The organism is Arthrobacter sp. BG3 (genome assembly GCF_056680185.1).
The window spans coordinates 2,636,240-2,658,568 of the sequence record NZ_CM155270.1 but is presented as its reverse complement, the minus strand read 5'-3'; the positions used below and the strand labels follow the sequence as shown (position 1 = coordinate 2,658,568).

The following is a 22,329-nucleotide window of genomic DNA, read 5'->3' as shown; positions in this document are numbered from 1 at the left end:
CGTGGAGTTATGCCCTAGGGTACGTCCACAAGCTGAATCCTTCACGGGCGTCGAAACACGGGAATCCGGATGTATATAATTTCCCGGTACGGTTTTGCAGCGAGCCGTTGGATTGTTCTTCGATCCGGCCGTCTGCCGTCCCCCCTGCCGCTGCGCCGCAGGTTGAGCGCCTCCCGGTCCGGATCGTCTTGACCTGAGTGAAACGGCACGACGAGACAGTGGTTCGCGAATCAACCGCACCTTCAAAAGACGCAACTTCAGCCAGCCAGCACCTGCATGAGCTGGTACTCGCCAGCTCCGACGTTGAGGAGTTCCTCTGTGAGCTGGCGCGGGTTTCCGCGCGCAGCCTCTCGGAACCCGGCGACGAGATCCTCTGCGGGATCACGCTCTTCCGGCACCGGAAGGCGGCTACGGTTGCCAGCAGCAGCCCGGCGGCCCAGGCCATGGACGAGATCCAGTACGCCTTCGGTGACGGACCGTGCGTGACGGCTTCCCGGGAGCAGGAAACGGTCCATATCCCGGAGCTGGAAGCGTGCGGGCGGTGGCCCCAGTACGCCGCCACGGTGCGGGGCCACGGGGTGCGCTCTATCCTGGCGCTGCCGTTCCTGCTCGACGGCGATACCCGCGCGGCCCTCAACCTCTACTCGCGGCGCCCCGGCCGTTTTGGGGGCAGGGCGATGGAACTGGCCCGCGACTTCGTGAGCCAGACGTCCCTGGCGTTGCGGCTGGCGGTGCGTTTTGCGCACTACAGCGACACGGCGGCGAACCTCAAGGCCACCCTGGAGACCCGGACCAGCATCGACGTTGCGGTGGGCATCATCATGGCGCAGAACCGCTGCAGTCAGGCCGCTGCCTTTGAACTTCTCAAATCGGCGTCGGCGGCCCGCAACATCAAGCTCCATGTGGTGGCTGCCGGGGTCGTGGAGTCGCTCGGTCAAGGACCCGCCCGCACCCACTTCGAGGGCTAGGGCGTGTCTCCCAATTGGGTCTCGTCTGCTTTGGCATGCTTGAATCATGTCGCGTACTGCCGTCCTGACCGATGCCCAATGGGAGCGGATTGAATCCTTGATGCCCAGCTCCGACGGGAGCCGTGGGAGACCGTTTCAAAACCACCGGCTGATCGTTGAAGGCATCATCTACCGTTTCCGGGCGGGAATTCCCTGGCGCGACCTGCCGGAGACCTTCGGCCCGTGGCAGACAGTCTGGAAACGCCACCGCCGCTTCAGTGGCGACGGAACCTGGGACAAAATCCACTCCCGGATCCTGGCGGAGGCCGACGCGGCCGGGATGATCGACTGGGAAGTCTCCGTGGACTCCACGGTCAACCGGGCCCACCAGCACGCCACGAACCTCACCCGCCACACAGGGGGACCTGTCGAATTACATGAATCTGTTAGAGGAACCGCCTGACCACGGGATCGGCAGGTCCCGCGGCGGGCTGACAACGAAGATCCATCACCTCTGCGACGGCAAGATGCGCCCGCTGGTCATGCTGCTCGGTCCCGGGCAGGGCGGGGACTCCCCAATGTTCCCGCACCTGCTGGACTCCCTCAGCGTTCCCCGGCTGGGTCCGGGCCGGGCCCGTTCCCGCCCGGCCCGGGCCCTGGCGGATAAGGCGTACTCCTCAAAGGCCAACCGGGATCTTCTGCGCCGGCGCGGCATCCAGGCGGTGATCCCGGAACGCTCCGATCAGGAAGCGAACCGCAAACGCCGCGGCAGCAAAGGCGGCAGACCAGTAGGGCTGGACACGGAAGCCTACAAGCGACGAAACGTCGTCGAACGGTCCTTCAACATCTTCAAGCAATGGCGCGGACTCGCCACCCGGTACGACAAGCTCGCCCTGACCTACCGCGGCGGAGTCGTCCTCCGCGCCATCACCATCTGGCTCAAGGAATTAGGAGACATGCCCTAGGCGGCCGGCCCGGTGGCCGGCGTCCCGGTGGCCGGCGTCCCGGCGGTGACGTCCAGGATGGTGCGGATGGTGTCCTCGTGGGCCAGGATGCGGAAGTGGCCCGCGGTGTCGAGCTGGATATTGCGGGCGCCCGGCAGCACGCTGCCCTCGGGGATGTGCGGGTCGAAGAGACCGTAGACCGAGGTGATGCGCTCGTTGATGCGTTCCTCGCGGGAGAGCTGCATCGTCACGGCATTGCGGGGCGAGAAGGCGCGCAGGCTCGGCAGCAGCATGAACGAGGCGTAGCGCGAACCGGAGAACGGTGAGCAGACCGCCACCATGCCCGCGATCCGGCGTTCGGGGTCCAGCTGCATCATCACGAACTTGCCGATCAGTCCGCCTTTGCTGTGGGCAACGATCATCGCGTCCGTCAGGTCACGGTCCCGGATGTATCCGGCGATCAGGTCCGCGGCTTTGGGCACCGCGAGCCGGTTCCGGTGCAGCAGGGTCAGCACATGCACCGGATGGCCCGCCTCATGGAGCCGCTGGACGAGCGGGAGCATAAAGCGCCAGTCCTCGTACACTCCCGGAATCACGACGACAGGCCCGCCGGTCCCGCCGAGGAAATCCTCCGGCCGGGTCCGGGAGACGGCGCTGCGCAGCTGCCGGCCCGCGGCGTAGACGTAGTCCTGGACCCACCAGCCGGCGGCCTGCAGGACCCGGTTCATGCCGGGCGCCCCTGTGGTGTCTCCCGGGCCGCCGGCTGGATCCCGGCGAACTCCAGGATGGCTCCGGCCACTTCCACCGACCGGTTGTGCTGCACCACGTGCCCGGTGCCTTCGACTTCGAGCAGCTGCCCCCGGGCCGCGCTGGCGGTCAACCGGCGGCACCAGTCCGCGGAGGCGACGGGGTCGTTGGCGCCGCGCAGGACGAGGACCGGCGCCGTGACCCCGGTGATCCGCTGCTCCGTCGGGTAGTCCATCATGACGCGCAGGGTTTTCAGGAACCAGCTCGGGCCGCAGCGGAGATAGTCCGTGAAGACCAGGGCGTTCGAGGACGGGCTTTCGAAGAAGAGGCTGTCACGGCCAAGTGCAGTGGCCTGCTGCGCCACGGTGCGGCGCAATGGATCGACCACCGGCCCCATCAGGACCAGATGGGAAATGCGGCCCGGCTGCTGCAGTGCGGCTTCAATCGAGAACTGGCTTCCCATCGAGTGCCCGACGAGCACGAACTCCAGTACGCCGAGCTGCTCGAGGGCGCCCAGGATGTAGGCTGCGTGGTCCGCCACCGGGAGGGTATTTTCCGGCCTTGGGGTGGCGCCAAAGCCGGGCAGATCGATCGAGTAGGTGTCAACGGATTCCGCCAGCAGCCCGTGAAGCCGGCTGAGATAGCGGTGCGAGGCGCCGATCCCGTGGATCAGTACGACGGCGGTCCGGTCCGGCCCGCTGCCGGCCGCGGTTTTGGTCACAAACACGTGGCCAAGCTGGCCCGCCGCCTCAATCTCGAATCGTTGGGGCCTGCTCGTGGTGGGCTCTGTCAGCATCCAGTAAGCATACTGACAGAATTCCGCCCGTCAGACATCGCGTCTGTCCCGCTCGCTGAACTCCTCGTCAAGGTCGTAGTGCCTGAACTCGGTCTCCGGATTCGGTTCGCCGTCGGCCACATACTCATGGTCCAGTTGCCGCTGGACCTGGCTGTCGAGGACCTGCAGGTCCTTGTCCCCCACCTTGCTGAGATCCTCGGGGAATTCATCCTCCGGGGTGAGGTGCAGCTTCTCGGTCATGGCACGCCTCTCTGGGCCGGAAGGGTGGACTCGAAATACGGTGTCCCGGCCGTATATAGGATAGCCGGGGCCGCAGGGTAGGGGAATACGGCCGGACCTGGGCATGCCGGCGTGAGCGGGTAGGAAGCTAGCTGCCTTGTGGACCAAGCGGGGCGCGGCCCGCGGCGCCGGCGCTCTTCCCGGCCGCGGGTTCCTTAAGTTCAATGAACATGGTGTGCGTTTCGGTGTCGCCGATGTTCTCGCCGGAATGGTCCTGGGCGGCGAGCCAGCGGGCCGTCCCGGCGGGAATGTCGACGTCGATGTCCTCCCCGTGGCCCGAGAGCCGGCGGCGGAACGAGCTCAGGGTGATCATGACGCTGTCCGGGTGGTTATGCTCCACGGTCTTGTCGCCCGGGCTGTCGCGGTATTCGAGCACCCGGACGCGCGCATTCTCGAAAACTACCCGGTACAACGCGGGGTTCGACACCACCGGATCCTGTCCCATGGCGCGAGCGTACGCCTCTATCCCGCCGCCTGCCAGAGGTGCGGCCCCGGCGAGGCCCGGGAACTCAGACGGACCCTACGCCTCGCCGGGTTCGGGTCCGACGTTGACGAGCCAGTCGGTCCCGAATTTGTCGGTGCACATGCCAAAGATGTCTCCCCATGGCGCCCTCTCCATCGGGACGGTCACTTTTCCGCCGTCGGCGAGCTTGTCGAAGTAGCCGCGCAGTTCGTCCTCGTCGGAACCGCTGAGGGACACGGAGATGCTGGTGCCGGGCGTGTAGTCCATCCCATTGGGCGTGTCGGCGCCCATCAGCACCATGCCCTTTTCCGTGGACAGCATGGCGTGCATGATCTTGTCCTGCTCGGCGGGATCGTCGCTGGCCTGATACTCGCCGAAGGTGCTCATGTTCAGTTGGCCGCCGAAGACCGACTGGTAGAAAGTCATGGCTTCCTTCGCGTTGTCGCGGAAGCTCAGGTACGGGTTGAGCGTGGTCATGTCCGGGACTCCTTGCAGCTGGGGGCGCGGCCGGAGGGTGCCAGGTTGCGGCCGCGGCCGGCGCACTTTTACAGGGCATATCCTGCCCCAAATCAGCCGCTCCCGATAGGTGTCTGCTGCAGCCGGCGTCCGGCTTCGGCAGTGTCCTGATTCGCGCCAGCGTCCTGATTCGCAGGCGCCCGGCGCACAAGACGATGGGGACCGGAGGCCTGCGCCGCCGGTCCCCGTCCTAACGGGTCTGTGCTTACGGGCCTGTGCTTACGGGTCTGTGCTTACAGGGCTGTGCTTACGCGGCTGGGCTGCTGCCGCTTTTGCTGCCTAGGCCGTCTGCCCGGCGTGCTCGCCCTCTTCGATTTCCTCCAGAAGTTTGTCGTTGAAGGCCGGGAGGTCGTGCGGGTTCCGGCTGGTTACGAGCCCCTGGTCGACCACGACTTCCTGGTCACTCCAGTTGGCCCCGGCGTTCTTCAGGTCGGTCTGGAGCGTGTGGTACGAGGTGACGTTGCGGCCGTTGATGACGCCGGCGTCGATCAGCAGCCAGGGTCCGTGGCAGATCGAGGCCACCGGCTTGTGCTGCTCGAAGAAGGCGCGGGTGAAGGCCTGGGCGTCCTTATCGACGCGCAGATGGTCCGCGTTGACGACGCCGCCGGGGATCACCAGGGCATGGAAATCGGAAGCATTCGCCTCCGCGGCGGTGAGGTCGACGTCGAATGTCTGCCCCTTTTCGGTGCCGTTGTAGCCCTGGAGCTTCCCGCTCTTGGGCGCCACCAGCGCGGGCTCGCCACCGGCTTCCTTGACGGCGTTCCAGGGGCTGGTCAGCTCCACCTGCTCCACGCCGTCCGTAAGCAGAAAGGCGACTTTCTTACCGGCAATGCTGTGCTTTGACATGCGTCCTCCTCTGGTGCCCCGGGAGGTCCGCGCAGCCGTTGCACCGGCCGGGATCCTCCGCTGGGGGAGTTTGATGCCTTACAGGATTCACTCTAGGAAGCAACAAACTAATAAGCAAGCTGATTATGCCGGCTCCGGGTGCCGCATGCTGCACTTCGCTTGAACCCATTGACTCCGCCGGCTGATAGTCCTCTGGCCAGCGCATCGCGGCCTCGATACTCTGGCGGAAGGACTGCTACCCGAAAGAAGGCCGTGATGGACGAACAACACATCCTGGAACGCATCTCAGCGCTGGTGGACGAGGAGCAGGCACTCCGCGAGAAGGCCCCGTCCTCGTCGGCGGACTACGAACACGGTCCGGAGCATGCCCGCCTGAAGCGCATCGAGGAGGATCTGGACCAGTGCTGGGACCTCCTGCGGCAGCGGCGGGCGAAAAGGCAGTACGGCGAAAACCCTGATGAGGCGGAGCCCCGCCCGGTCAAGCAGGTGGAAAACTACGAGTCCTGACCTCCCGGAGCGGCCCGGCTAAAGAACCGGAAACCTGATGGGGAAGCGCTGACAGGCGGGTGTGCCATGTTGATTGCGTTGTTGGGCGACGTCATGCTGGGCCGTCTGGTGAACGAGCGGCTGAGGCGGGTCGGCCCCGATTACCCGTGGGGAGACACGGACTCCGTGCTGCGCCGGGCCGACCTCACGGTCGCCAACCTGGAATGCGTCCTGGCGGCCGGCGGGGAGCCCGAATCGGGGAAGGTGTTCCATTTCCGTTCGGACCCGAAGAACGTGGAGAGCCTCCGATCCGCGGGGATCGGTATGGTGTCGCTGGCCAACAACCATGTGCTGGACTACGGGGCCGGCGCCTTCCGGGAAATGCTGCCAGTGCTCGACTCGGCCGGCATCCTGCATGCCGGTGCCGGATTGGGCCGGGATGCCGCCCAACGCCCCGCGGTGCGCCGCGTGGCGGGTACCGCCGTCGGGCTCATTGCCATCACCGACAACCAGCCGGACTGGGAAGCGGACCGCGGACCCGGCGTCTTCTATGTGTCGGTGGAGCGCCCCGACCACCGGGTCGCGGAACTGCTGGCCCTGGTGGGGCGGACGAAGGCCCGCGTCGGGCTCCTGATCGTCTCCGCCCACTGGGGGCCGAACTGGGGCTCCGGGGTGCCGTCCGAGCACCGTGAGCTGGCGCGGGCACTCATCGAGGCGGGGGCCGACGTCGTCTTCGGGCACTCGCCGCACATCTTCCGCGGCGTCGAGGTCTTCCGGGACCGGCCCGTCATCTACAGCGCCGGGGACTTCGTGGACGACTACGCGGTGGATCCGCTGGAGCGCAACGACCAGTCGTTCATCTTCCTGCTCGACACGGACGGGGGCACACCCCGGTCCCTGCGGCTGTATCCGACCGTGATCACGGATTTCCAGGCCCGCCTGGCGGGCGGGAGTTCCCGGCAGATCGCGGAACGGATGCAGCGGCTAAGCCGGCACCTCGGGACCGCGGGCAGCTGGGACGCCGCCGGCGGGTTCCTGGAGATCCCGCTCGCGGCCGGCTGAGCTGCCGCCCGGCACCGGCGGGGCCGTCATCGAAGGTGGAGCGGGGAAAGTGGTCCACCGGGCGGGGCATGTTCTGTTCAAAGTAGGCCCGGTAGTTAGGGGTAGAACGCGTCGCGGGCCCGCTGCGATGTCGGGGCCGCGTAGAAATGTCCGCCGGCACCCACCTCCAGGGAGGCGGGGTCGTGGCCTGCGTCGGCGGCGGACTGGTGGTAGAGCTCCACGAGACGGCGGAACCGCGCCGGCCCGGACAGCAGGGCGACGAACAGCGGAAGCCCCAGGCGTCCGGCCCGCGCGAAGCTCGCTGGAGTTCCGCCGACCCCCACCCACACGGGGAGCTTGGCCTGGACCGGGCGCGGCGCGATGTCCATGCCGGGAATGTTCTGGGTCAGGGTCCCCTGCCAGGTCACTGCGGCGTTGCTCCTCAGCTCCAGCAGCAGCTGCAGCTTCTCTTCGAACAGGGCGTCATAATCCTCCAGTTCGTGGCCGAACAACGGGTAGGACTCGATGAATGCGCCGCGGCCGGCGATGATCTCCGCGCGCCCGTCGGAGATCAGGTCCAGGGTGGCGAACTGCTCGAAAAGCCGCACCGGGTCCTGGGTTGAGAGCACCGTGACGGCAGTGCTGAGCCGGAGCGTCGTGGTCTCCCTGGCCGATGGCTGCCAACACGATTTCCGGTGCGGACAGTGCGAAGTCGCGCCGATGGATCGGAATTCATTCCGGCTGCCCGGCCGCTTGCCACCGGCCACGACGGCGGTGCGTCGCGGCGTCGTCACGGCCGTTAACCACGGCGCGCCCCGCCGGGCTATGCTTTAAGCGGACCGCCGTTTGAGGCGTCCCGGCTCAAGCAGGGGGCATTCGCAGGGTAGCTTTTACCCTCACGCCATAAGGCCCGCAAGTGCTCAACCAGCCATTCAACCCGCTCCCCCTCGATGAACTGACCGCCGTTTTCGCGCGCATCAAAAACCTGCTCCTGACCGAGGACAAGGTGGACCATGCGCTGCAGCTGCTGGTGCAGGCTGTCAGGGATGCCATCCCGGGATCGTGCGGGGCCGGAATCTCACTGTTCGACGCCCAGGGGCGCGGGAGCAGCACTGCGGCGACGGAACGGCTCGTGGAGCAGGCGGACGCCGCCCAGCACCATTTGGGGCAGGGCCCGTGTGTCGCTGCCTGGACGGCAGGACGGACCGTCCTGGTGCACGATGCTGCTGCCGATGCCCGGTGGCCGCTCTGGAGCCAGGCGGTCGCTGAGTTGCCGGTCCGCTCCCTCGTCAGCACCCCGCTGGGCTCAAGCGGCACACCAATCGGGACCCTGAAGATCTACGCCGCCCTGCCGGCTGCGTTTACCGCCGCGACCGGGCAACTGCTTGAGAAGTTCGCCGTTCCGGCGGCCACCCTGATGGCCCATGTCCAGGGCCCGGAAACGCCGCGGCACCTGAGCGGGCCGTTCAAAGGCGCACTCGCCGGCCGGGACAACACCAACCGTGCCTGCGGGATCCTGATGGAACGCCACGGGTTGACCGCCGAGCAGGCCTTCCTCGAACTGCTGCGTCGCGCCCGGACCGACGGGTCGCCGCTGTCCCGGGTCTGCTCCGATCTCACCGATGGCCCGCGCCTGCCTGCCATCGGCTGACGCGCCGCCGGCGCCTTCGGCCAGACACCAGCGCGGCCGAAGCCCGATCCAGCCCGGCGTCAGCGCTTCTTGGCCATTTCCCCGCTGACGGTCAGTTGTTCCGCGACGTCGCGGAGCTTGAGGTTCAGCTCGGAACTGGCCCGCGAGAGCAGCAGGAACGCCTGCTGGGCGGTGATCTTGTACCGCTCCATCAGGATGCCCTTGGCCTGCCCGATCAGGTCCCGCGTATCCAGGGCCAGGGTGAGCTGGCTGATCTGCTGGCTGCCGGCGACGGCGACAGCGGCATGGGCAGCGACCAGCGCCCCGATCCGCTCCGATTCGGCGTCGAAGACCCCCGCCTCCTTTCCGAAGAGATTCAAAGCTCCGAGGTGGTCACCATTCACAAACAGCTGGAAGGACAGCATGCTCCGCGCTCCGAGCTTGAAGGCCTGCCGCGAGAACTCCGGCCAGCGCTCATCCGTGCTGAGGTCGGGAACGCTGACAATCCGTTCATCGTAGGAGGCCTCCATGCAGGGACCCTGTCCGGTGTCGCTTTGCAGGGCATCCACCCGGCGCGGAAGGTCGCTGGAAGCGGCACGCGATTCGATCGTCCGGCGGCCCGTGATCAGGCTGACCGAGGCCTCGGCAGCGTGCGGCACCAGCTCCAGCGCGGCGTGCACGATGCCGGCCATCATGGATTCGGGGTCCTCCTCTTGCTGGAGCTCCCGGGCGATATCGCCCAGCCGAACGGCCAGCGCGTCGGCACCGATCGGAGCGGTGTCCCGCGGACCCCGCGTCTGTTCTCCGGCTTCAGCTGAATTTGGCACCATTATGGCGCCCCCTTTTTGCCTCGTTGATTCCCGATGCTGCTCCTCATCGAAATATACCCCTGAGAGCGGTTCCCGGCACTGTGACTGGGGCAAAAATCTAACCGCCAGGTAACCCCGTTTTAGCGTTGCCGTGTGAGACTGGGGCATCGGACTCAATCGAGACTGGCAACCCAGCTGCATAGCAGACTCTCCAAGGAGCCACGCAGACATGAACAGCCAAGACCACAACGCCCCCGCCGTCCCCCAGATCCACGAGGGCAGCGAGGCCCGTCCCGACCTCAGCAGCGTGCATGTCCGCGAGGACGTGGCCATCACAGGGCTCTGCGGCAACGTCCATCTGCCCACCGGCCGGACCTGCGACGTGCCCGAACGGCATGAAGGATCCTGCCGCTTCGTCGGTCCCGAAGACGCGGAAAACCTGGCAGCACACTAACCGCCGGCAGGGCTGCAGCAGCCGGGACTGGTTGCCGGCCGGGCACCTCGCGTACGCTCGCCGTGTGGACATTGTCGAATTCCTGTCCGAGCGGATCAGCGAGGACGAGGCGGTAGCCAGGACCCTCCTCGGCGACCGGACCGTCTCGAAATCGGGGGCCTGGTACGAACAGCGCCTGCTGCTCGAATGTGAGGCCAAACGGCGCCTGATCCGGATCGTCGAATCCGCCCGGCAGGCGGCGCTCGCGGCGCTGGTCAGCGAGACCGGGCAGGATGCGGGCTGGATCCCTCAGTCGCTGGAATGGATGGAACAATCGCTCAACGCCCTGGCCCTGCCCTATTACGACCACCCGGACTTCGAGCAGGACTGGCTCCGCGCCTAGCGTGTTTCCTGGTCGGCGCCTCTCCGGCCGGGCGCCCGACGGCGGCAGGGTCCCGCCGTCGTCGGATTGCCGTCCGATGATACCCGCCAAGTAATGCCAAAGGTCCGTGTGCAACGGGCATCCGCGGGCCTAAGCTATGACCGGGGGGCGCTCAGCAGCGAAGACGCTTAAGGGAGGCCACTATGTTCAGCCATGACCGCCGTCGGGGATCATCACGGGTACCAGCGCTTGCAGCCGCCGGGCCGCGCCAGAACCCCGGGACGGCCGCGCCTCCGCCCAAAAGCAGGCCACGGATCCGGGGCATCGTCGGGATCCTGGCAGCGTTCAGCCTGGCCGTGGCCGCGGGCGTCGTCGCGGCAGTCCCCGCATCCGCGGCCGACCAGGAACAGAACTACATCGTGGTGCTGAAGGACAGCGCCGTTGATGCCGGCACCGAAGCCGCGGCCCAGCAGGGCAGCTATGGCCTTACCGTTTCGACGGTCTATCGCAATGCCATGAACGGCTACGCAGCCACGATGACGCCGTCCGTCGCGGCGCGACTCGCTGCTGATCCGGGCGTTGACTTCGTCACCGTGGCCAGGGAATTCCAGAAGCCAAAGGACCCCTCGCCGACCGCCCAGGTGGCGCCGAACTGGTGGAAGAGGATCGGGGGCACCAGCTCTGCTGGCGGGCACGCATCGGACGCTGTCGACGTCAACGTGGCGGTGATCGACAGCGGGATCGACGGCACCCATCCGGACCTCAATGTGCGCGGCGGCATCGACTGCTCCACCGGTTCGCCGGTCGAGGTGACCCCCACGGATAAGGTCGGACACGGGACTTTCGTGGCCGGGGTGATCGGCGCCAAGGACAACAAGCAGGGCGTCGTCGGCACGGCGCCGGGAACCCCGCTGTGGTCGGTGCGCGTGGTCAATGACGCCGATGTGATCACCGAGGAAATGCTGATCTGCGCCATCGACTGGGTGACGGCAACGCGCAAGGACAAGGACCCGGACAACGACATCCAGGTGGCCAACATCAGCATCGGCGGCCCGGGCGCCGACACCGCCAACTGCGGCAAGGGCACAGATCCGATGCACTATGCAATCTGCCGCTCGGTCAAGGCCGGCGTCGCCTACGCCGTGGCCGCCGGGAACTCCGGGGAGGACATCGCGGGCTTCGTCCCGGCCACCTACGACGAGGTGCTGACCGCGACCGCGATGGCGGACTTCGACGGCAAGCCGGACGGCCTCGCGGCCCCGGTCTGCGGAACCGAGGACTGGAGCAAGCTCGGGCAGCTGGACGACCGGCCGGCGTTCTTCTCCAATTACGCCACCGAACCCAAGGACAAGGCCCACACCGTCGCCGCCCCGGGGGTCTGCATCTCCTCCACGTCTCCCGGAGGCTATGCGGTGGCCCACGGAACCAGTTTCGCGAGTCCCATCGTCGCCGGCTCGGTGGCGCGGTGCATCAGTGACGGGGATTGTGAAGGCTCGGGCAAGGCAGTGATGTCACAGTTCCTGGACATCACCGCCGCGTACAACAAGAAACACCGGGGTTTCGGCTTCGAGGGCGACCCGCTGCGCCCGATCGAGGGAAAGTACTACGGCTACCTCGCCCAGATCGCGTGGTACTGACCTGACCTGACCCGACCTGACCGGGCACGGGGCACGGCCGCTGGACACGGCTGTGCCAGGGACGTTGGCCCCTGGCACGTCCGCATTGTCCGCATTGTCTGCGGGCGCCCAACCCGGCCGGCCCTGACAGAATGGCCCCATGGAAGTCGCCCTTGGATTGCTTGCCCTCACGTCGGTAATCTGCGCGGGCAGCCGCTTTGGGCCGGAAGATCAATGTGTCCGTGCCCCTGGTCCTGGTACTGGCGGGCGTCGTCGGTTCGTTCCTGCCGTTCATCCCGGACATCGAGTTGAACCCCGAACTGGTCCTGGTGGGGTTGCTGCCGCCCCTGCTCTACGCCGCGGCGCTGCAGACCTCCTTGTTCGATTTCGGCTCCAACCGGCGTGACATCGGGTTGCTTTCAGTCGGCTACGTCATCTTTGGCACCGTCGCAGTGGGCTTCGTCGTCTGGTGGCTATTCCCCGAGATTCCCCTCGCTGCCGCGATGGCCCTCGGCGCCGTCGTGGCACCGCCGGACGCCGTCGCGGCGACGGCCATAGCGCGCAAGGTGGGCATGCCCCGCAGGATCGTCACCATCCTCGAAGGCGAATCCCTGGTCAACGACGCCACCGCCCTGGTCTGCCTCCGGGCTGCCATCGCCGCGATCGCGGGGTCCGTCTCAGCGGCCGGGCTGGCCGGCGGGTTCCTCCTCGCGGCCGGCGGCGGGCTGGCGGTGGGACTGGCTGCGGCCTACGTCCTGACACAGCTGCGCAAGCGGATCCGGAACGTCGCAATCAACACCTCCATTTCCCTGATGGCACCCTTTGTCGCCTACCTCCCGGCGGAGGCAATCCATGCCTCCGGGGTCCTCGCCGTCGTCGTTACGGGTCTGGTGATGGGCACAAAGGCGCCGTCCATGCCGAACGGCGCAGCGCGGCTGAGCCAGCGCAGCAACTGGCACACGGTGCAGTTCCTGCTCGAGAATGCGGTCTTCCTGCTGATCGGCCTCCAGGTCAGGACCATCATTGAGGGGGTCCAGGGCGACTCGCTCGGGGCATCCCGGATCTGGGCCGGCTGTGCCGTGATCCTGCTGTCGGTGCTGCTGGTCCGGCCGGTCTGGGTGTTCCCCGCGACCTACCTGCCGCGACTGGTTCCGGCCGTTCGGCGGAAGGACCCGGCACCGCCGTGGCAATACGCTGCGATAGTCTCCTGGGCCGGCATGCGCGGTGTGGTCACCCTCGCGGCGGTACTGGTGCTGCCGGCGGACCTGGAACACCGTTCCGTGTTGATTCTGGCAGCCATGGTGGTGGTCGGCGGAACCCTGACACTGCAGGGCTTCACCCTGCCCTCGCTGGTCCGGCTGCTGCGGGTGCAGGGACCGGACCAGCGTGAGGATGCCCTGAACCAGGCGTCCCTGATGCACCTGGCCACGGCGGCGGGTCTGGAGCGGCTGCAGGAACTCCGGACCGATGCCGACCCGCCCGAGGTCGTGGCGATGCTCAAACGGCGGACCCAGGAACGCGGGCTGGCGGCCTGGGAACGCCTCGGCCGGCCTTCGTCGGAGGCCGCAACGCCGAGCCAGCGCTACGCCCACCTGCGGCTAGCGATGCTGGACGCTGAACGGGACAAGGTCCTGGAGTTGCGGCGCGGCGGCGGGTACCCGCATGAGGTCCTCAGCTCGGTCCTGGACCGGCTGGACGTTGAGGAATCGATGCTGGACGCGGCAGTCGAGGACCTGGACACGTCCAGCGGCGGCGGCGAGGGTGCTGCCCAGCCGGGCGGGGTCTGCGCGCACCTGGAGTCCGCGCGGGGTCCCGGGGTTCCCGGGGTTCCAGATGACCCGTTTTGCGCGGAATGCGTCCGGGAAGGTACGACGCCGGTCCACCTCAGAATGTGCCTGGCCTGCGGCACCGTGGGGTGCTGCGATTCGTCGCCTGGAACCCATGCCTCCAAGCATTTCGCCGCGACCGGCCATCCCGTCATGCGGAGCATCGAACCGGGCGAGGACTGGCGCTGGTGCTACGAGGACGACCTTCTGGGCTGACAGCGGCACGAAATATCCCGGCCCGGCCCGGTGTTGGCCCGGACATGACAACAATCGGAATCATCGGTGCAGGACACATTGGCAGCCAGCTTGCGCGCAAGGCGGTGCAGCTCGGGTACGACGTCGTGATCAGCAACTCCCGCGGGCCGGAAACCCTCACGGAGCTCGTCGCGGAGCTGGGCCCGCGTGCCCGGGCGGCGACGGCGGCCGAGGCGGCAGCGGCGGGCGACTTCGCCGTCGTCACCGTGCCGCTCAAGAGCATTGGTGCCGTCCCGGTGGAGCCGCTGGCCGGCAAGATCGTCCTCGACACGAACAACTATTACTGGGAGCGGGACGGCCGCTTCCCGGCCCTGGACAACGGCGAGACCACCACCTCGGAACTTCTGCAGGAACACCTGCCCGACTCCAAGGTGGCCAAGGCGTTCAACCACATCATGTCCACGCAGATCAGTACCGACGGGGCACCCGCCGGCTCACCACACCGCCGCGCGCTTGCCACGGCCAGCGACTTCCCGGAGGCTGCGGAACTCGTCACCAGGCTCTATGACGAGTTCGGCTTCGACACGGTCAACATCGGGCCGCTGTCGGAGAGCTGGCGTGTGGAACGGGACCGCCCGGCCTATGTCGTGCGGCAGGATGCGGCCGAGCTCAAGGAGAACCTGGACCGGGCGCCACGCACCATCTAGGACCGCGGCGGCGCCGGGGTTGACGGCGGCGTGCCGGGCCGTGGTCGGTCCCGCTCGGGGTGGTGCACGGGTCCGGGTGCCCGATCCCGGGCTAGGGCGTGTCTCCTTATTGGCGTAGCCAGATCAGGACTGCGTGGAGGGCGACTCCGGAGCGGTAGGTGATGGCGAGCTTGTCGTATCGGGTGGCGATGCTGCGCCATTGCTTGAAAATGTTGAAGGACTGCTCGACGACGGACCGGCCTTTGTAGGCCTCGCTGTCGAAGTCCACCGGCCGACCGCCACGGGTGCCTTTGCGTTTTCGGTTCGCGATCTGGTCTCTGGGTTCGGGAATGACGGCCTTGATCTTCCGGGCCCGAAGGAGCGAACGGTTGGCCCTGGAGGAGTAGGCCTTGTCACCCATCACCACGTCAGGGCGGGTCCGCGGCCGGCCCGTTCCGGCGCGCGGGACATTGATGGCGTCGATGACGTGCGGGAACATCCGTGAGTCAGAGCCCTGGCCCGGCCCGATGATGAACGCCAGGGGCCTGCCTTTCCCGTCGCAGGCGTGGTGGATCTTGGTGCTCAGCCCGCCCCGGGAACGCCCCACGGCGTGGTCGTCAGGCTCTGCCCAGAGTTTCTTGTAATTCGGTTCGTCCCCCTGTGTTGCGGGGAAGGTTGGTTCCGTGTTGGTGGGCGCGGTTGATCGTGGAGTCCACCGACACGGTCCAGTCGATCTCCCCGGCGGCGTCGGCCTCGCTCAGCAGCATGGAGTGGATCCGGTCCCAGATCCCGTCTGCGGCGAAACGGCGGTGGCGCTTCCACACCGTCTGCCACGGACCAAACTGCTCCGGCAGGTCCCGCCAAGCGATCCCGCACCGATACCGGTATGCAATGCCCTCCACGACCTGGCGGTGGTTCCGGAACGGGCGCCCTCGCTGGCCATCGGAACTGGGCAGCAACGGCTCAACTCGGGCCCACTGATCATCGGTAAAAACTTGGAAACGAGACACGTCCCCAAGTTTTCCAGCCAGCGGTCAGCCTATTTGGGAGACACGCCCTAGGCCGTTCGGTCCCCGGCGAGGCGCTTGCGCGGTCCAGTACACTCATGCAATGAGGCTTCTGTACATCACAGAAAGTGCGCCCAATCGGGACCCCGTGTTCGGTGACGGCAGCTCGATGATTCCTTATGAGATTCTGCGGAATCTGCCGGCCGACGTGGCAGTGACCCTGCTGACCTACTCGGGCCCGGTCGGGCTGCCGGATGAGGTCCATAGCCGGTGCGAAGCGGCGCAGGTCCTGACCCCCCGGAGCCGCAAGGCGGCGCTCGTGCGGTCCTTTGCCGGGCTGGACGGGGTGGGGAAGCACGAACGGGCCACTGCGGAAGCCATCTCGACGGCGGCCAGGCTGTCAGCCCGCAGCGATGCCACCCTCATCCACGGCCCGCACGCGCTCTTCCTTGCCCGGCATGTGCGGGGACCGGTTGTGTTGCAGACAGTGGACCCCTGGTCGATCCGGGCCGGGATGGACACTGCCATTGCGCCGCGTCTCCTGCGGCCGGCCTACCGGCTCAGGGAGCGCCGGACACTCCGGGCCGAGCACCGGCTGCCGGCACGGGCCCGGCTCCTCACCGTGGGGGCGAAGGACGCCCTCGAATGGTCTCAACGCCTGGGGCGGCCGGTACGGAGCATCCCGAACGGAGCCGAGCAGGCGTTCCGGGACCCCGAAAGGCAGGACGGCCCGGTGGTCTGCTTCGTCGGCAGCCTGAACTACGGGCCCAACATCGACAGCGCGAAAGTCCTGATCAGCACGATCGCCCCCCTGGTGTGGGAGCAGGTACCGGACGCCCGGTTTGTCATCGCCGGGCGTCGCCCCGGGCCCGAGGTCCTTGCCCTGGCCGGCCCCCGGGTAGACGTTCTGGCCAATGTGCCGTCGGTCCTCGACGTGTTCCAGTCCGCCGACGTGGCAGCCTTTCCCGACGAACACGGCGTCGGGATCCGGAACTCGGTGCGCGAGGCGCTGGCCGCCGGCCTGGCCGTGGTTGCCACTCCGGTCGCCGCCCGCGAACAGGATCCGCATCCCCTGCTGGCCGTCGAACAGGACACCGGGAGGTTCGCCCAGCACGTCGTGGACCGGCTTGCGGGGACCCGGACGGTCCCTGCAGGGCGCGGCGCCGAAGCCGTCCGGAGCTGGCAGACAGTCACGCAGGAGTATCTGGAGGAGCTGCGCAGCGCGATCCATCCGGGCACCGCCGGTCTGCCGCTCGGAAGCTCGCCGGCATGACCTACGCTCCCGGGGAACTGGCCCGGACCGGCGTCCGGGGGGCCATCTGGCAGGGGCTGGCCTTCGCCGGCGGGAAAATCATTGTCCTGGCGACCACCATCGTGCTGGCCCGGCTGCTTTCCCCCGAGGAGTACGGCCTGGTGGCTCTGGCGCTGGTCCTGATGGGCTACGCCGAGACCATTGCCGACGCCGGAGTGGCCCAGGCGCTGGTATACCTGCCACGCACCGGTGTCATTGCGAGATCCGCGCTGCTGATCTCCGTGGTGCTCGGCTCACTCCTGGGCCTGGGCGCCTTCCTTGCCGGGCCCCTGATTGCGCAGATCTTCAACCTCCCCGACGTCGAACCGCTCGTCCAGGTCCTGGGGATCTCCGTGCTGGCCACCTCGCTCGGCGCCGTCCCCGAGGCCCTGCTGCGCCGGGACCTGCAATTCAAGAAGCTCACGGCGGCTCCCGTTATCCGTGCCGCCACGATGGGCACCGTGACCCTTGCCCTGGCATTTTCGGGCCACGGGGCCATGTCGCTGGCGGTAGGAACGGCTGCCGGTTCCGTCGCCTACGCAGCGACGTGCTGGTTCCTGGTTGGCCGGCGTGCACCGTGGCAGATCTGGCGTGTGCGCAGGGACGCCCTCCAAGCCAATGTGAAATACGGCGCCCCGGTCGCCGGCAGCAGCATCCTGGCCCGGCTGATCTTCGACATCGACTACCTCATCATCGGCCTGCTGCTCGGGGCGCATGCGCTGGGCTTCTACACGCTGGCCTTCCGACTGCCGGAGGTGCTGATCCTCAACGTCTTCTTTGTGCTGTCGACGGTACTCTTTCCCCTCTACGCCCAGGTGCGCGGCGAGCCGGAACGGCTCCGGTCCGGCTACCTGACCAGCGTGCGGATCCAGTCCCTGTACGGTGTGACCACCGGGGTGGGTCTGGCGGTCGTGGCCCCCATTGTGGTGCCGCTGGTCTTCGGCGAGAAGTGGATGGAGGCCGTGGTGCCGCTGGTCTTCCTGGCCCTCTACGCCGCGGCCCGTTCCCTGGGCGCTGGTGCCAACGACGTGTACAAGGCCATCGGCCGTCCGGGTCTCTCGATCTGGGTATCGCTGGTGCGGCTGGTCATCCTGCTGCCGGTCCTGCTGTACGCCACCCAGTGGGGCATCGTGGGCGTCGCCTGCGCACAGTTCGTCGTCGCTGTGGTCTTCGCCGTCGGCATGCAGCTCGTGGCCGCCAATGTCATCGAGCTGCGGGCCCGCGAACTGCTCCGCGCCGTGGCGCCCGGGCTGGTCTGCGGGGCGGCCGTGGCGGTCGCGGGACTTGGCGTCCTGGCGGCGCCGGTCCTGGGCGGGGTGACCACGCTGGTCCTGGTTGTTCCCACGGCCGTTGCCGTGGTCTACGCGATTATTCGCTTCGGCTTTCGGCCCCTTCACGATGAGCTGGTTCAGCTCGTCCGGCGCCGCTGAACTCGAACAGTCGGAATAGCCCGAATAGTCGGAAGACTCGGAACAGCCGGAACAGCCTCAGACTCAGCGCTCCCCGTTCTCCGGCCGGCGGCCCGTCACGGTTCCCTCCGGGACCGCCACGTCGAACAAGCGGACCATCAGGGCCAACCGTGCCATAACGGCCTTGGCTAACCCGAAGCGGACTCCCTTGTGCAGCGACAGGGTGTCCAGGACCGCGGTGGTCGACGCCGTCGGCACCAGGCGTCCCGGGCTGTCCAGGCTCGTCGCGTGCCAGTAGACGCTGACGTCCTCGAATCCGTGCCGCTCAAACGTGCGCTTCCACCCGGCCAGCGTTCGCGGGCCGGAGCGCCGGAGGAACGACCGTTTCACCTGGGCGCAGATCCACCCGCCGGGCTGGACCGCCGCCGCGGCCTCCTCGAAAAGCGGCAGCCCAGGCTCCCTGAGCAGCACCACTTCACATGAAGCGGCCGGCGTGCCGCCGGGTGGCGACTGGATGCGGACGGCGCCGGGGTCCAGCAGATGCAGCGCCGCCATTAGGTCCGGGCCCACCGCGCCGCCGTACCCCACGCTGCGTGGCTGCAACACCGGCAGCAGGAAGCGCCAGTCGAGCAGCCGCCACAGGTGCAGCGAGAGGGCTTCGGCGTCGCCCGGGGCAGCCTCGGGGTTATCCGGCGCCCCGGGGCACATGCTGCCCCACACCGTTTTCGTGGCCAGCTGCTGGACCAGGTGCTGGGGCTGTCCGGCGTCGAGAATGCGGGATCCCGGCAGCCTGTCGGCCAGCTGGAGATAGGACTGCCGCCATTTCTCCAGAATTTCCGCCGTGTGTTCGCCCTTCCTGGTGAACATCACCTCACCGGGGACGTCCAGGATCAGCAGGAGGTCAGGAGCCGCGGCCAACCGCACAGCCAGGGCGTTGGACAGGCCGGTTTTCGCCTTACTGTCCACCGCGCCCGGCAGCAGGGCGTCGTAGGCGACCCGGTCCATCAGCACCACGCGTCCGCGGAACCGGTGGTACCGGGCGGCCATGCCGCCTTTAAGGACCCGAAACATCTTCTTCGTCGTTCGTCCCCCGGGGACCCGGGGGAGCCAGGCGTCCCAGGGACCCGCACCCCACAGTCCCATATAGACGTAAGCGGTGGGGATCGGGAACTCGGCGCGCAGGCCGTGGAGCAGCGTGGTCTTGCCGGCGCCGTCAGGGGCCATGACCCCCACCACCAGGCCCCGGCCCGGGAGCCTCGGGCTGAGCTGGCGCAGCGCACGGTTCGTCAGGGCGAGTGCCTGGGTGCGCAGGGGCGCTGCGGCGGTCCAGCCGGACCTCAGCCGGGCAGCCAGCGCGGGCGCATCGTCGAATCTGCCGGACCGCACCAGTTCCAGCAGTTGCGTGGCGGCACCTGCCCCGCCCCGCTGATCCAGGTACTGGGCGATGCGGTCCCCCGGCGACGCGACGGCGGCGGCTGCCTGGGCGGTTTCCTTCCGCTGCGGCTGGATCTCACCTTTGTCCAGCGCCAGATGGAGCAGCTGCAGCCAGGCCTGGTCGGACGGGGCCGGCATCCACAACCCGCTGTTCCGGACGCGCCGCTCAAGGCAGCCCGGAGCCAAGGGTGTCCGCCACTGCTGGAAGGGCCCGAAGGAGATGTCGGTGACAATGTCCAATTTCAGCCACAGCTCACCGGACTCCGCGTAGCCGAAGTAGAAGCGGTGGCTTCCGTGTCCGGCGGCGCGCACCCGGCACAGCCCGATCCCGTTCATCAGCCCGTCCAGGCCGGGCAGCATCTCGGGTGCCACCAGGATGTCCACGTCGCCGGAGGGTGCGGCGAGGTCGTCCTCGCCGCGGAGCAGGACCCAGGGAAGACCCGTTCCGTCAAGGGCGTGGAAGGCCCTGGCCACCGTCGGGTGCACGTCCGGCCGGCCGGTGGGCGGGTCCGCAGTCATGGGCGCCGCCGTCGGGCGTATCCCGGCGGCGTCCGGGCGTCGCTGCGAAGCGATGGGACCATGGGCGTGAGACCTCCTTGGCCGGGTTACCAGTTAGCTGCCGCGAGGAACTGCTCGCCACCGCCATCAACTGCTTCAATCACCAGAGACCAGCGACTAGACAGCCGTGGTAGCTGAAGCCTACGGTCTGCACCGCCGGGTGTCACCAGTAGCGGCTTCTGGCCCCGGCCATCAGGATCTACTTGAGCAGGACATTGTTTCCACGAGTACCCACCCGCCATGCCAGCCCTGGCCGGTCAGAGCATCGGCAGCACTCTTTCGCGCACCTGCTTGCGCAGGATCTTGCCGAGCATCGAACGCGGCATGTCAGGGATGGCAACGATCCGCTTGGGGACCTTGTACCCGGCGAGGTGCTCGCGGCAGTGACCGCGGAGGGCGTCCTCGTCCAGCGTGGCGCCAGGTTCAAGCTCGACGGCGGCGACCACCATCTCCCCTCCCCGCTCGAGTGGTTTGCCGACGACGGCGGCGTCCTTGATGTCCGGGTGCAGGCGCAGCACGGACTCCACTTCGGTGGGTGAGACGTTGAAGCCGCCGGTGATGATGAGCTCCTTGGCCCGGTCGACGATCGTGGTGAAACCGTCCTCATCCACGGTCACCACATCGCCGGTCCGCAGCCAGCCGTCGGCGGTGAGGGTCTTGGCTGTTTCCTCCGGGTTGTTCCAATAGCCTTGGAATACCTGCGGGCCTTTCAGCAGCAGCTCCCCCGGCTCGCCCGGCGCCACCTCGGCCGTGGGATCGTGCAGGTCGACAACCTTCATCGTGGTCGAGGGGAACGGCACGCCAATGGTGCCGTTCCGGCGCGTGGGGTGGAAGGGGTTGCCCAGCGCGACCGGGGAGGACTCGGTCATGCCGTAGCCCTCCACGAGCAGCCCTCCGGAAACGGATTCCCACAGCTCCACCACATGATCCGGCAGGTTCATGGCCCCGGAAATGCAGTACTTGCAGGACCGGAGCGAGATGCCCTTCTCCTTGGCGGCCATGGCGGTGCGCTCGTAGATCGGCGGGACCGCGCAGTAGACCGTGGCCGGCGACTTCTTCATGGCATCCAGCACCAGGTCCGGGTCAAACTTGGGGAAGAGCACCAGCAGGCCCTGCTTGCGGATGCCGTAGGTGAGATAGAGCGTCATGCCGAAGGCATGGAACATCGGCAGGATCGCGTAGAAGACTTCCTTGCGGTACTCGGCCCCCTGCATCCAGGCCTCACCCTGCAGGGCGTTGGAGTACAGGTTGAAGTGGGTGAGCATGGCGCCCTTGGGACGGCCGGTGGTCCCCGAAGTGTACTGGATCGCGGCGAGGTCCTCCACCGAGGGGCGGGGATGTTCCGGATCGATGTTGCCGTGGCTGAGGAGCTGCTTCCACGGGATGGTTCCCGGCGCAGGGCCGGTCAGCGCCGCACGGGACTCCCGCAGTTTCTTGACGGGCAGGTTCAGCGCAAGGCGTTTGACGGCGGGAAACGCCTCGAGGAGGTTCACGGAAACCACATGGTCGATCTCGATGTCGGCCGGGAAGTCATGGATGGCCGCCGCGGCCTTGTCCCAGGTGATGACGACGCGGGCCTGGTGGTCCTCGAACTGGTGGCGCAGCTCCCGGGAGGTGTACAGCGGGTTGTGTTCGACGACGACGGCGCCAAGGCGCAGCACCGCGTAAAAGGCGACGACGTGCTGCGGGCAGTTCGGCAGGATCAGGGCCACCCTGTCACCGGCGCGGACACCCAGCCGGCGCAGGCCCTCGGCGGCCCTGTCGACCTGTTCGCCGAGCTCGGTGTAGCTGGTGCGTCTGCCGAAGAACTCCAGCGCGGGGGCACTTCCAGCCTCAGCCACGGACCGTTCCAGCATGGCGACGAGCGACTCGGTGGGCAATTCGATTTCAGCCGGGACGCCCGGCTGGTAGTTTTTCACCCAGGGCTGCTGATCCGTGTTCTCCATGCCCACATCTTGCCGTGAACCGCGTTCCGTCGGCGAATCGGA

21 protein-coding genes and 2 pseudogenes are annotated in these 22,329 nt (G+C 67.6%); 12 read left to right on the top strand and 11 right to left on the bottom strand.

The features are described from left to right. Window positions 1–218: 218 nt before the first annotated feature. Together AC1MFL_RS11875 and AC1MFL_RS11870 are read left to right on the top strand one after the other, a co-directional pair. On the top strand, window positions 219–968 hold the full coding sequence (locus tag AC1MFL_RS11875; protein ID WP_479809972.1) for a GAF and ANTAR domain-containing protein: 750 nt from the start codon (window positions 219–221) through the stop codon (window positions 966–968). A 46-nt stretch (window positions 969–1,014) separates the two neighbouring features. Then, a pseudogene (locus AC1MFL_RS11870) lies at window positions 1,015–1,912 on the top strand (IS5 family transposase). Here AC1MFL_RS11870 and AC1MFL_RS11865 read toward each other — a convergent pair. The 6 genes from AC1MFL_RS11865 to AC1MFL_RS11840 all read right to left on the bottom strand — a co-directional run bounded on the left by AC1MFL_RS11865 (window position 1,909) and on the right by AC1MFL_RS11840 (window position 5,538). Beyond that, window positions 1,909–2,619, bottom strand: coding sequence for an esterase/lipase family protein (locus tag AC1MFL_RS11865; protein WP_479809970.1), 711 nt, complete (start codon window positions 2,617–2,619; stop codon window positions 1,909–1,911). The pseudogene AC1MFL_RS11870 and the gene AC1MFL_RS11865 overlap by 4 nt on opposite strands. After that, window positions 2,616–3,434 carry an alpha/beta fold hydrolase gene (locus AC1MFL_RS11860; protein WP_479809968.1) on the bottom strand — a complete coding sequence of 273 codons (819 nt, stop codon included), beginning with the start codon at window positions 3,432–3,434 and terminating at the stop codon, window positions 2,616–2,618. The genes AC1MFL_RS11865 and AC1MFL_RS11860 overlap by 4 nt, the downstream gene beginning before the upstream one ends. A 30-nt stretch (window positions 3,435–3,464) precedes the next feature. Continuing rightward, the gene (locus AC1MFL_RS11855) at window positions 3,465–3,674 is read right to left on the bottom strand and encodes a hypothetical protein (RefSeq protein WP_479809966.1); all 210 of its coding nucleotides are present in this window, start codon (window positions 3,672–3,674) and stop codon (window positions 3,465–3,467) included. A gap of 127 nt (window positions 3,675–3,801) precedes the next feature. Beyond that, window positions 3,802–4,158: a cytoplasmic protein gene (locus tag AC1MFL_RS11850; protein ID WP_479809965.1), complete on the bottom strand. Its 357-nt coding sequence runs from the start codon at window positions 4,156–4,158 to the stop codon at window positions 3,802–3,804. 75 nt (window positions 4,159–4,233) lie between these two features. Then, window positions 4,234–4,653 carry a VOC family protein gene (locus AC1MFL_RS11845; RefSeq protein ID WP_479809963.1) on the bottom strand — a complete coding sequence of 140 codons (420 nt, stop codon included), beginning with the start codon at window positions 4,651–4,653 and terminating at the stop codon, window positions 4,234–4,236. 318 nt (window positions 4,654–4,971) lie between these two features. After that, window positions 4,972–5,538, bottom strand: coding sequence for a type 1 glutamine amidotransferase domain-containing protein (locus tag AC1MFL_RS11840; protein ID WP_479809961.1), 567 nt, complete (start codon window positions 5,536–5,538; stop codon window positions 4,972–4,974). Window positions 5,539–5,793: 255 nt separating this feature from the next. On the opposite strand from AC1MFL_RS11840, the gene AC1MFL_RS11835 reads away from it, so the two are divergent. Together AC1MFL_RS11835 and AC1MFL_RS11830 are read left to right on the top strand one after the other, a co-directional pair. Continuing rightward, window positions 5,794–6,045: a DUF2630 family protein gene (locus AC1MFL_RS11835; protein ID WP_226759016.1), complete on the top strand. Its 252-nt coding sequence runs from the start codon at window positions 5,794–5,796 to the stop codon at window positions 6,043–6,045. A gap of 66 nt (window positions 6,046–6,111) precedes the next feature. Next, the gene (locus AC1MFL_RS11830) at window positions 6,112–7,086 is read left to right on the top strand and encodes a CapA family protein (protein WP_479809959.1); all 975 of its coding nucleotides are present in this window, start codon (window positions 6,112–6,114) and stop codon (window positions 7,084–7,086) included. Between the two features lie 95 nt (window positions 7,087–7,181). On the opposite strand, the gene AC1MFL_RS11825 is transcribed toward AC1MFL_RS11830, so the two are convergent. Beyond that, complete coding sequence (locus tag AC1MFL_RS11825; protein ID WP_479809958.1) at window positions 7,182–7,859, bottom strand: LLM class flavin-dependent oxidoreductase; 678 nt, start codon at window positions 7,857–7,859, stop codon at window positions 7,182–7,184. 122 nt (window positions 7,860–7,981) lie between these two features. Here AC1MFL_RS11825 and AC1MFL_RS11820 point away from each other — a divergent pair, with 122 nt between their 5' ends. Beyond that, the gene (locus AC1MFL_RS11820) at window positions 7,982–8,716 is read left to right on the top strand and encodes a GAF and ANTAR domain-containing protein (protein ID WP_479809956.1); all 735 of its coding nucleotides are present in this window, start codon (window positions 7,982–7,984) and stop codon (window positions 8,714–8,716) included. Between the two features lie 59 nt (window positions 8,717–8,775). On the opposite strand, the gene AC1MFL_RS11815 is transcribed toward AC1MFL_RS11820, so the two are convergent. Beyond that, on the bottom strand, window positions 8,776–9,525 hold the full coding sequence (locus tag AC1MFL_RS11815; RefSeq protein WP_479809955.1) for a GAF and ANTAR domain-containing protein: 750 nt from the start codon (window positions 9,523–9,525) through the stop codon (window positions 8,776–8,778). 208 nt (window positions 9,526–9,733) lie between these two features. On the opposite strand from AC1MFL_RS11815, the gene AC1MFL_RS11810 reads away from it, so the two are divergent. The 5 genes and pseudogenes from AC1MFL_RS11810 (at window position 9,734) to AC1MFL_RS11790 (ending at window position 14,663) form a co-directional block, all read left to right on the top strand. Next, complete coding sequence (locus tag AC1MFL_RS11810; RefSeq protein WP_479809953.1) at window positions 9,734–9,958, top strand: hypothetical protein; 225 nt, start codon at window positions 9,734–9,736, stop codon at window positions 9,956–9,958. Between the two features lie 64 nt (window positions 9,959–10,022). Next, complete coding sequence (locus AC1MFL_RS11805; protein WP_479809951.1) at window positions 10,023–10,340, top strand: DUF6221 family protein; 318 nt, start codon at window positions 10,023–10,025, stop codon at window positions 10,338–10,340. 182 nt (window positions 10,341–10,522) lie between these two features. Then, the gene (locus AC1MFL_RS11800; RefSeq protein WP_479809949.1) at window positions 10,523–11,956 is read left to right on the top strand and encodes a S8 family peptidase; all 1,434 of its coding nucleotides are present in this window, start codon (window positions 10,523–10,525) and stop codon (window positions 11,954–11,956) included. Between the two features lie 139 nt (window positions 11,957–12,095). Next, a pseudogene (locus AC1MFL_RS11795) lies at window positions 12,096–13,977 on the top strand (Na+/H+ antiporter). A 44-nt stretch (window positions 13,978–14,021) separates the two neighbouring features. Continuing rightward, complete coding sequence (locus AC1MFL_RS11790) at window positions 14,022–14,663, top strand: NADPH-dependent F420 reductase (RefSeq protein WP_479809947.1); 642 nt, start codon at window positions 14,022–14,024, stop codon at window positions 14,661–14,663. 106 nt (window positions 14,664–14,769) lie between these two features. Here the strand turns inward: AC1MFL_RS11790 and AC1MFL_RS11785 are convergent. Further along, window positions 14,770–15,652 (bottom strand): IS5 family transposase gene (locus AC1MFL_RS11785; protein ID WP_479809945.1). Its coding sequence is split into 2 segments (ribosomal slippage): window positions 14,770–15,289 and window positions 15,288–15,652, totalling 885 coding nucleotides; the frame shifts between segments, so codons are not numbered across the junction. Window positions 15,653–15,752: 100 nt separating this feature from the next. Here AC1MFL_RS11785 and AC1MFL_RS11780 point away from each other — a divergent pair. Beyond that, window positions 15,753–16,922, top strand: a complete 1,170-nt coding sequence (locus AC1MFL_RS11780; protein WP_479809943.1) for a glycosyltransferase — start codon at window positions 15,753–15,755, stop codon at window positions 16,920–16,922. Then, a complete protein-coding gene (locus tag AC1MFL_RS11775; protein WP_479809941.1) occupies window positions 16,919–18,370 on the top strand; it encodes a lipopolysaccharide biosynthesis protein in 1,452 nt (483 codons plus the stop codon). Before AC1MFL_RS11780 ends, AC1MFL_RS11775 begins: the two co-directional genes overlap by 4 nt. A 63-nt stretch (window positions 18,371–18,433) precedes the next feature. Here the strand turns inward: AC1MFL_RS11775 and AC1MFL_RS11770 are convergent, their stop codons facing one another. Both AC1MFL_RS11770 and AC1MFL_RS11765 read right to left on the bottom strand, forming a co-directional pair. After that, window positions 18,434–20,302 carry a hypothetical protein gene (locus AC1MFL_RS11770; RefSeq protein ID WP_479809939.1) on the bottom strand — a complete coding sequence of 623 codons (1,869 nt, stop codon included), beginning with the start codon at window positions 20,300–20,302 and terminating at the stop codon, window positions 18,434–18,436. A gap of 296 nt (window positions 20,303–20,598) precedes the next feature. Continuing rightward, window positions 20,599–22,287, bottom strand: coding sequence for a long-chain-fatty-acid--CoA ligase (locus AC1MFL_RS11765; protein WP_479809937.1), 1,689 nt, complete (start codon window positions 22,285–22,287; stop codon window positions 20,599–20,601). Between the last annotated feature and the right edge of the window lie 42 nt (window positions 22,288–22,329).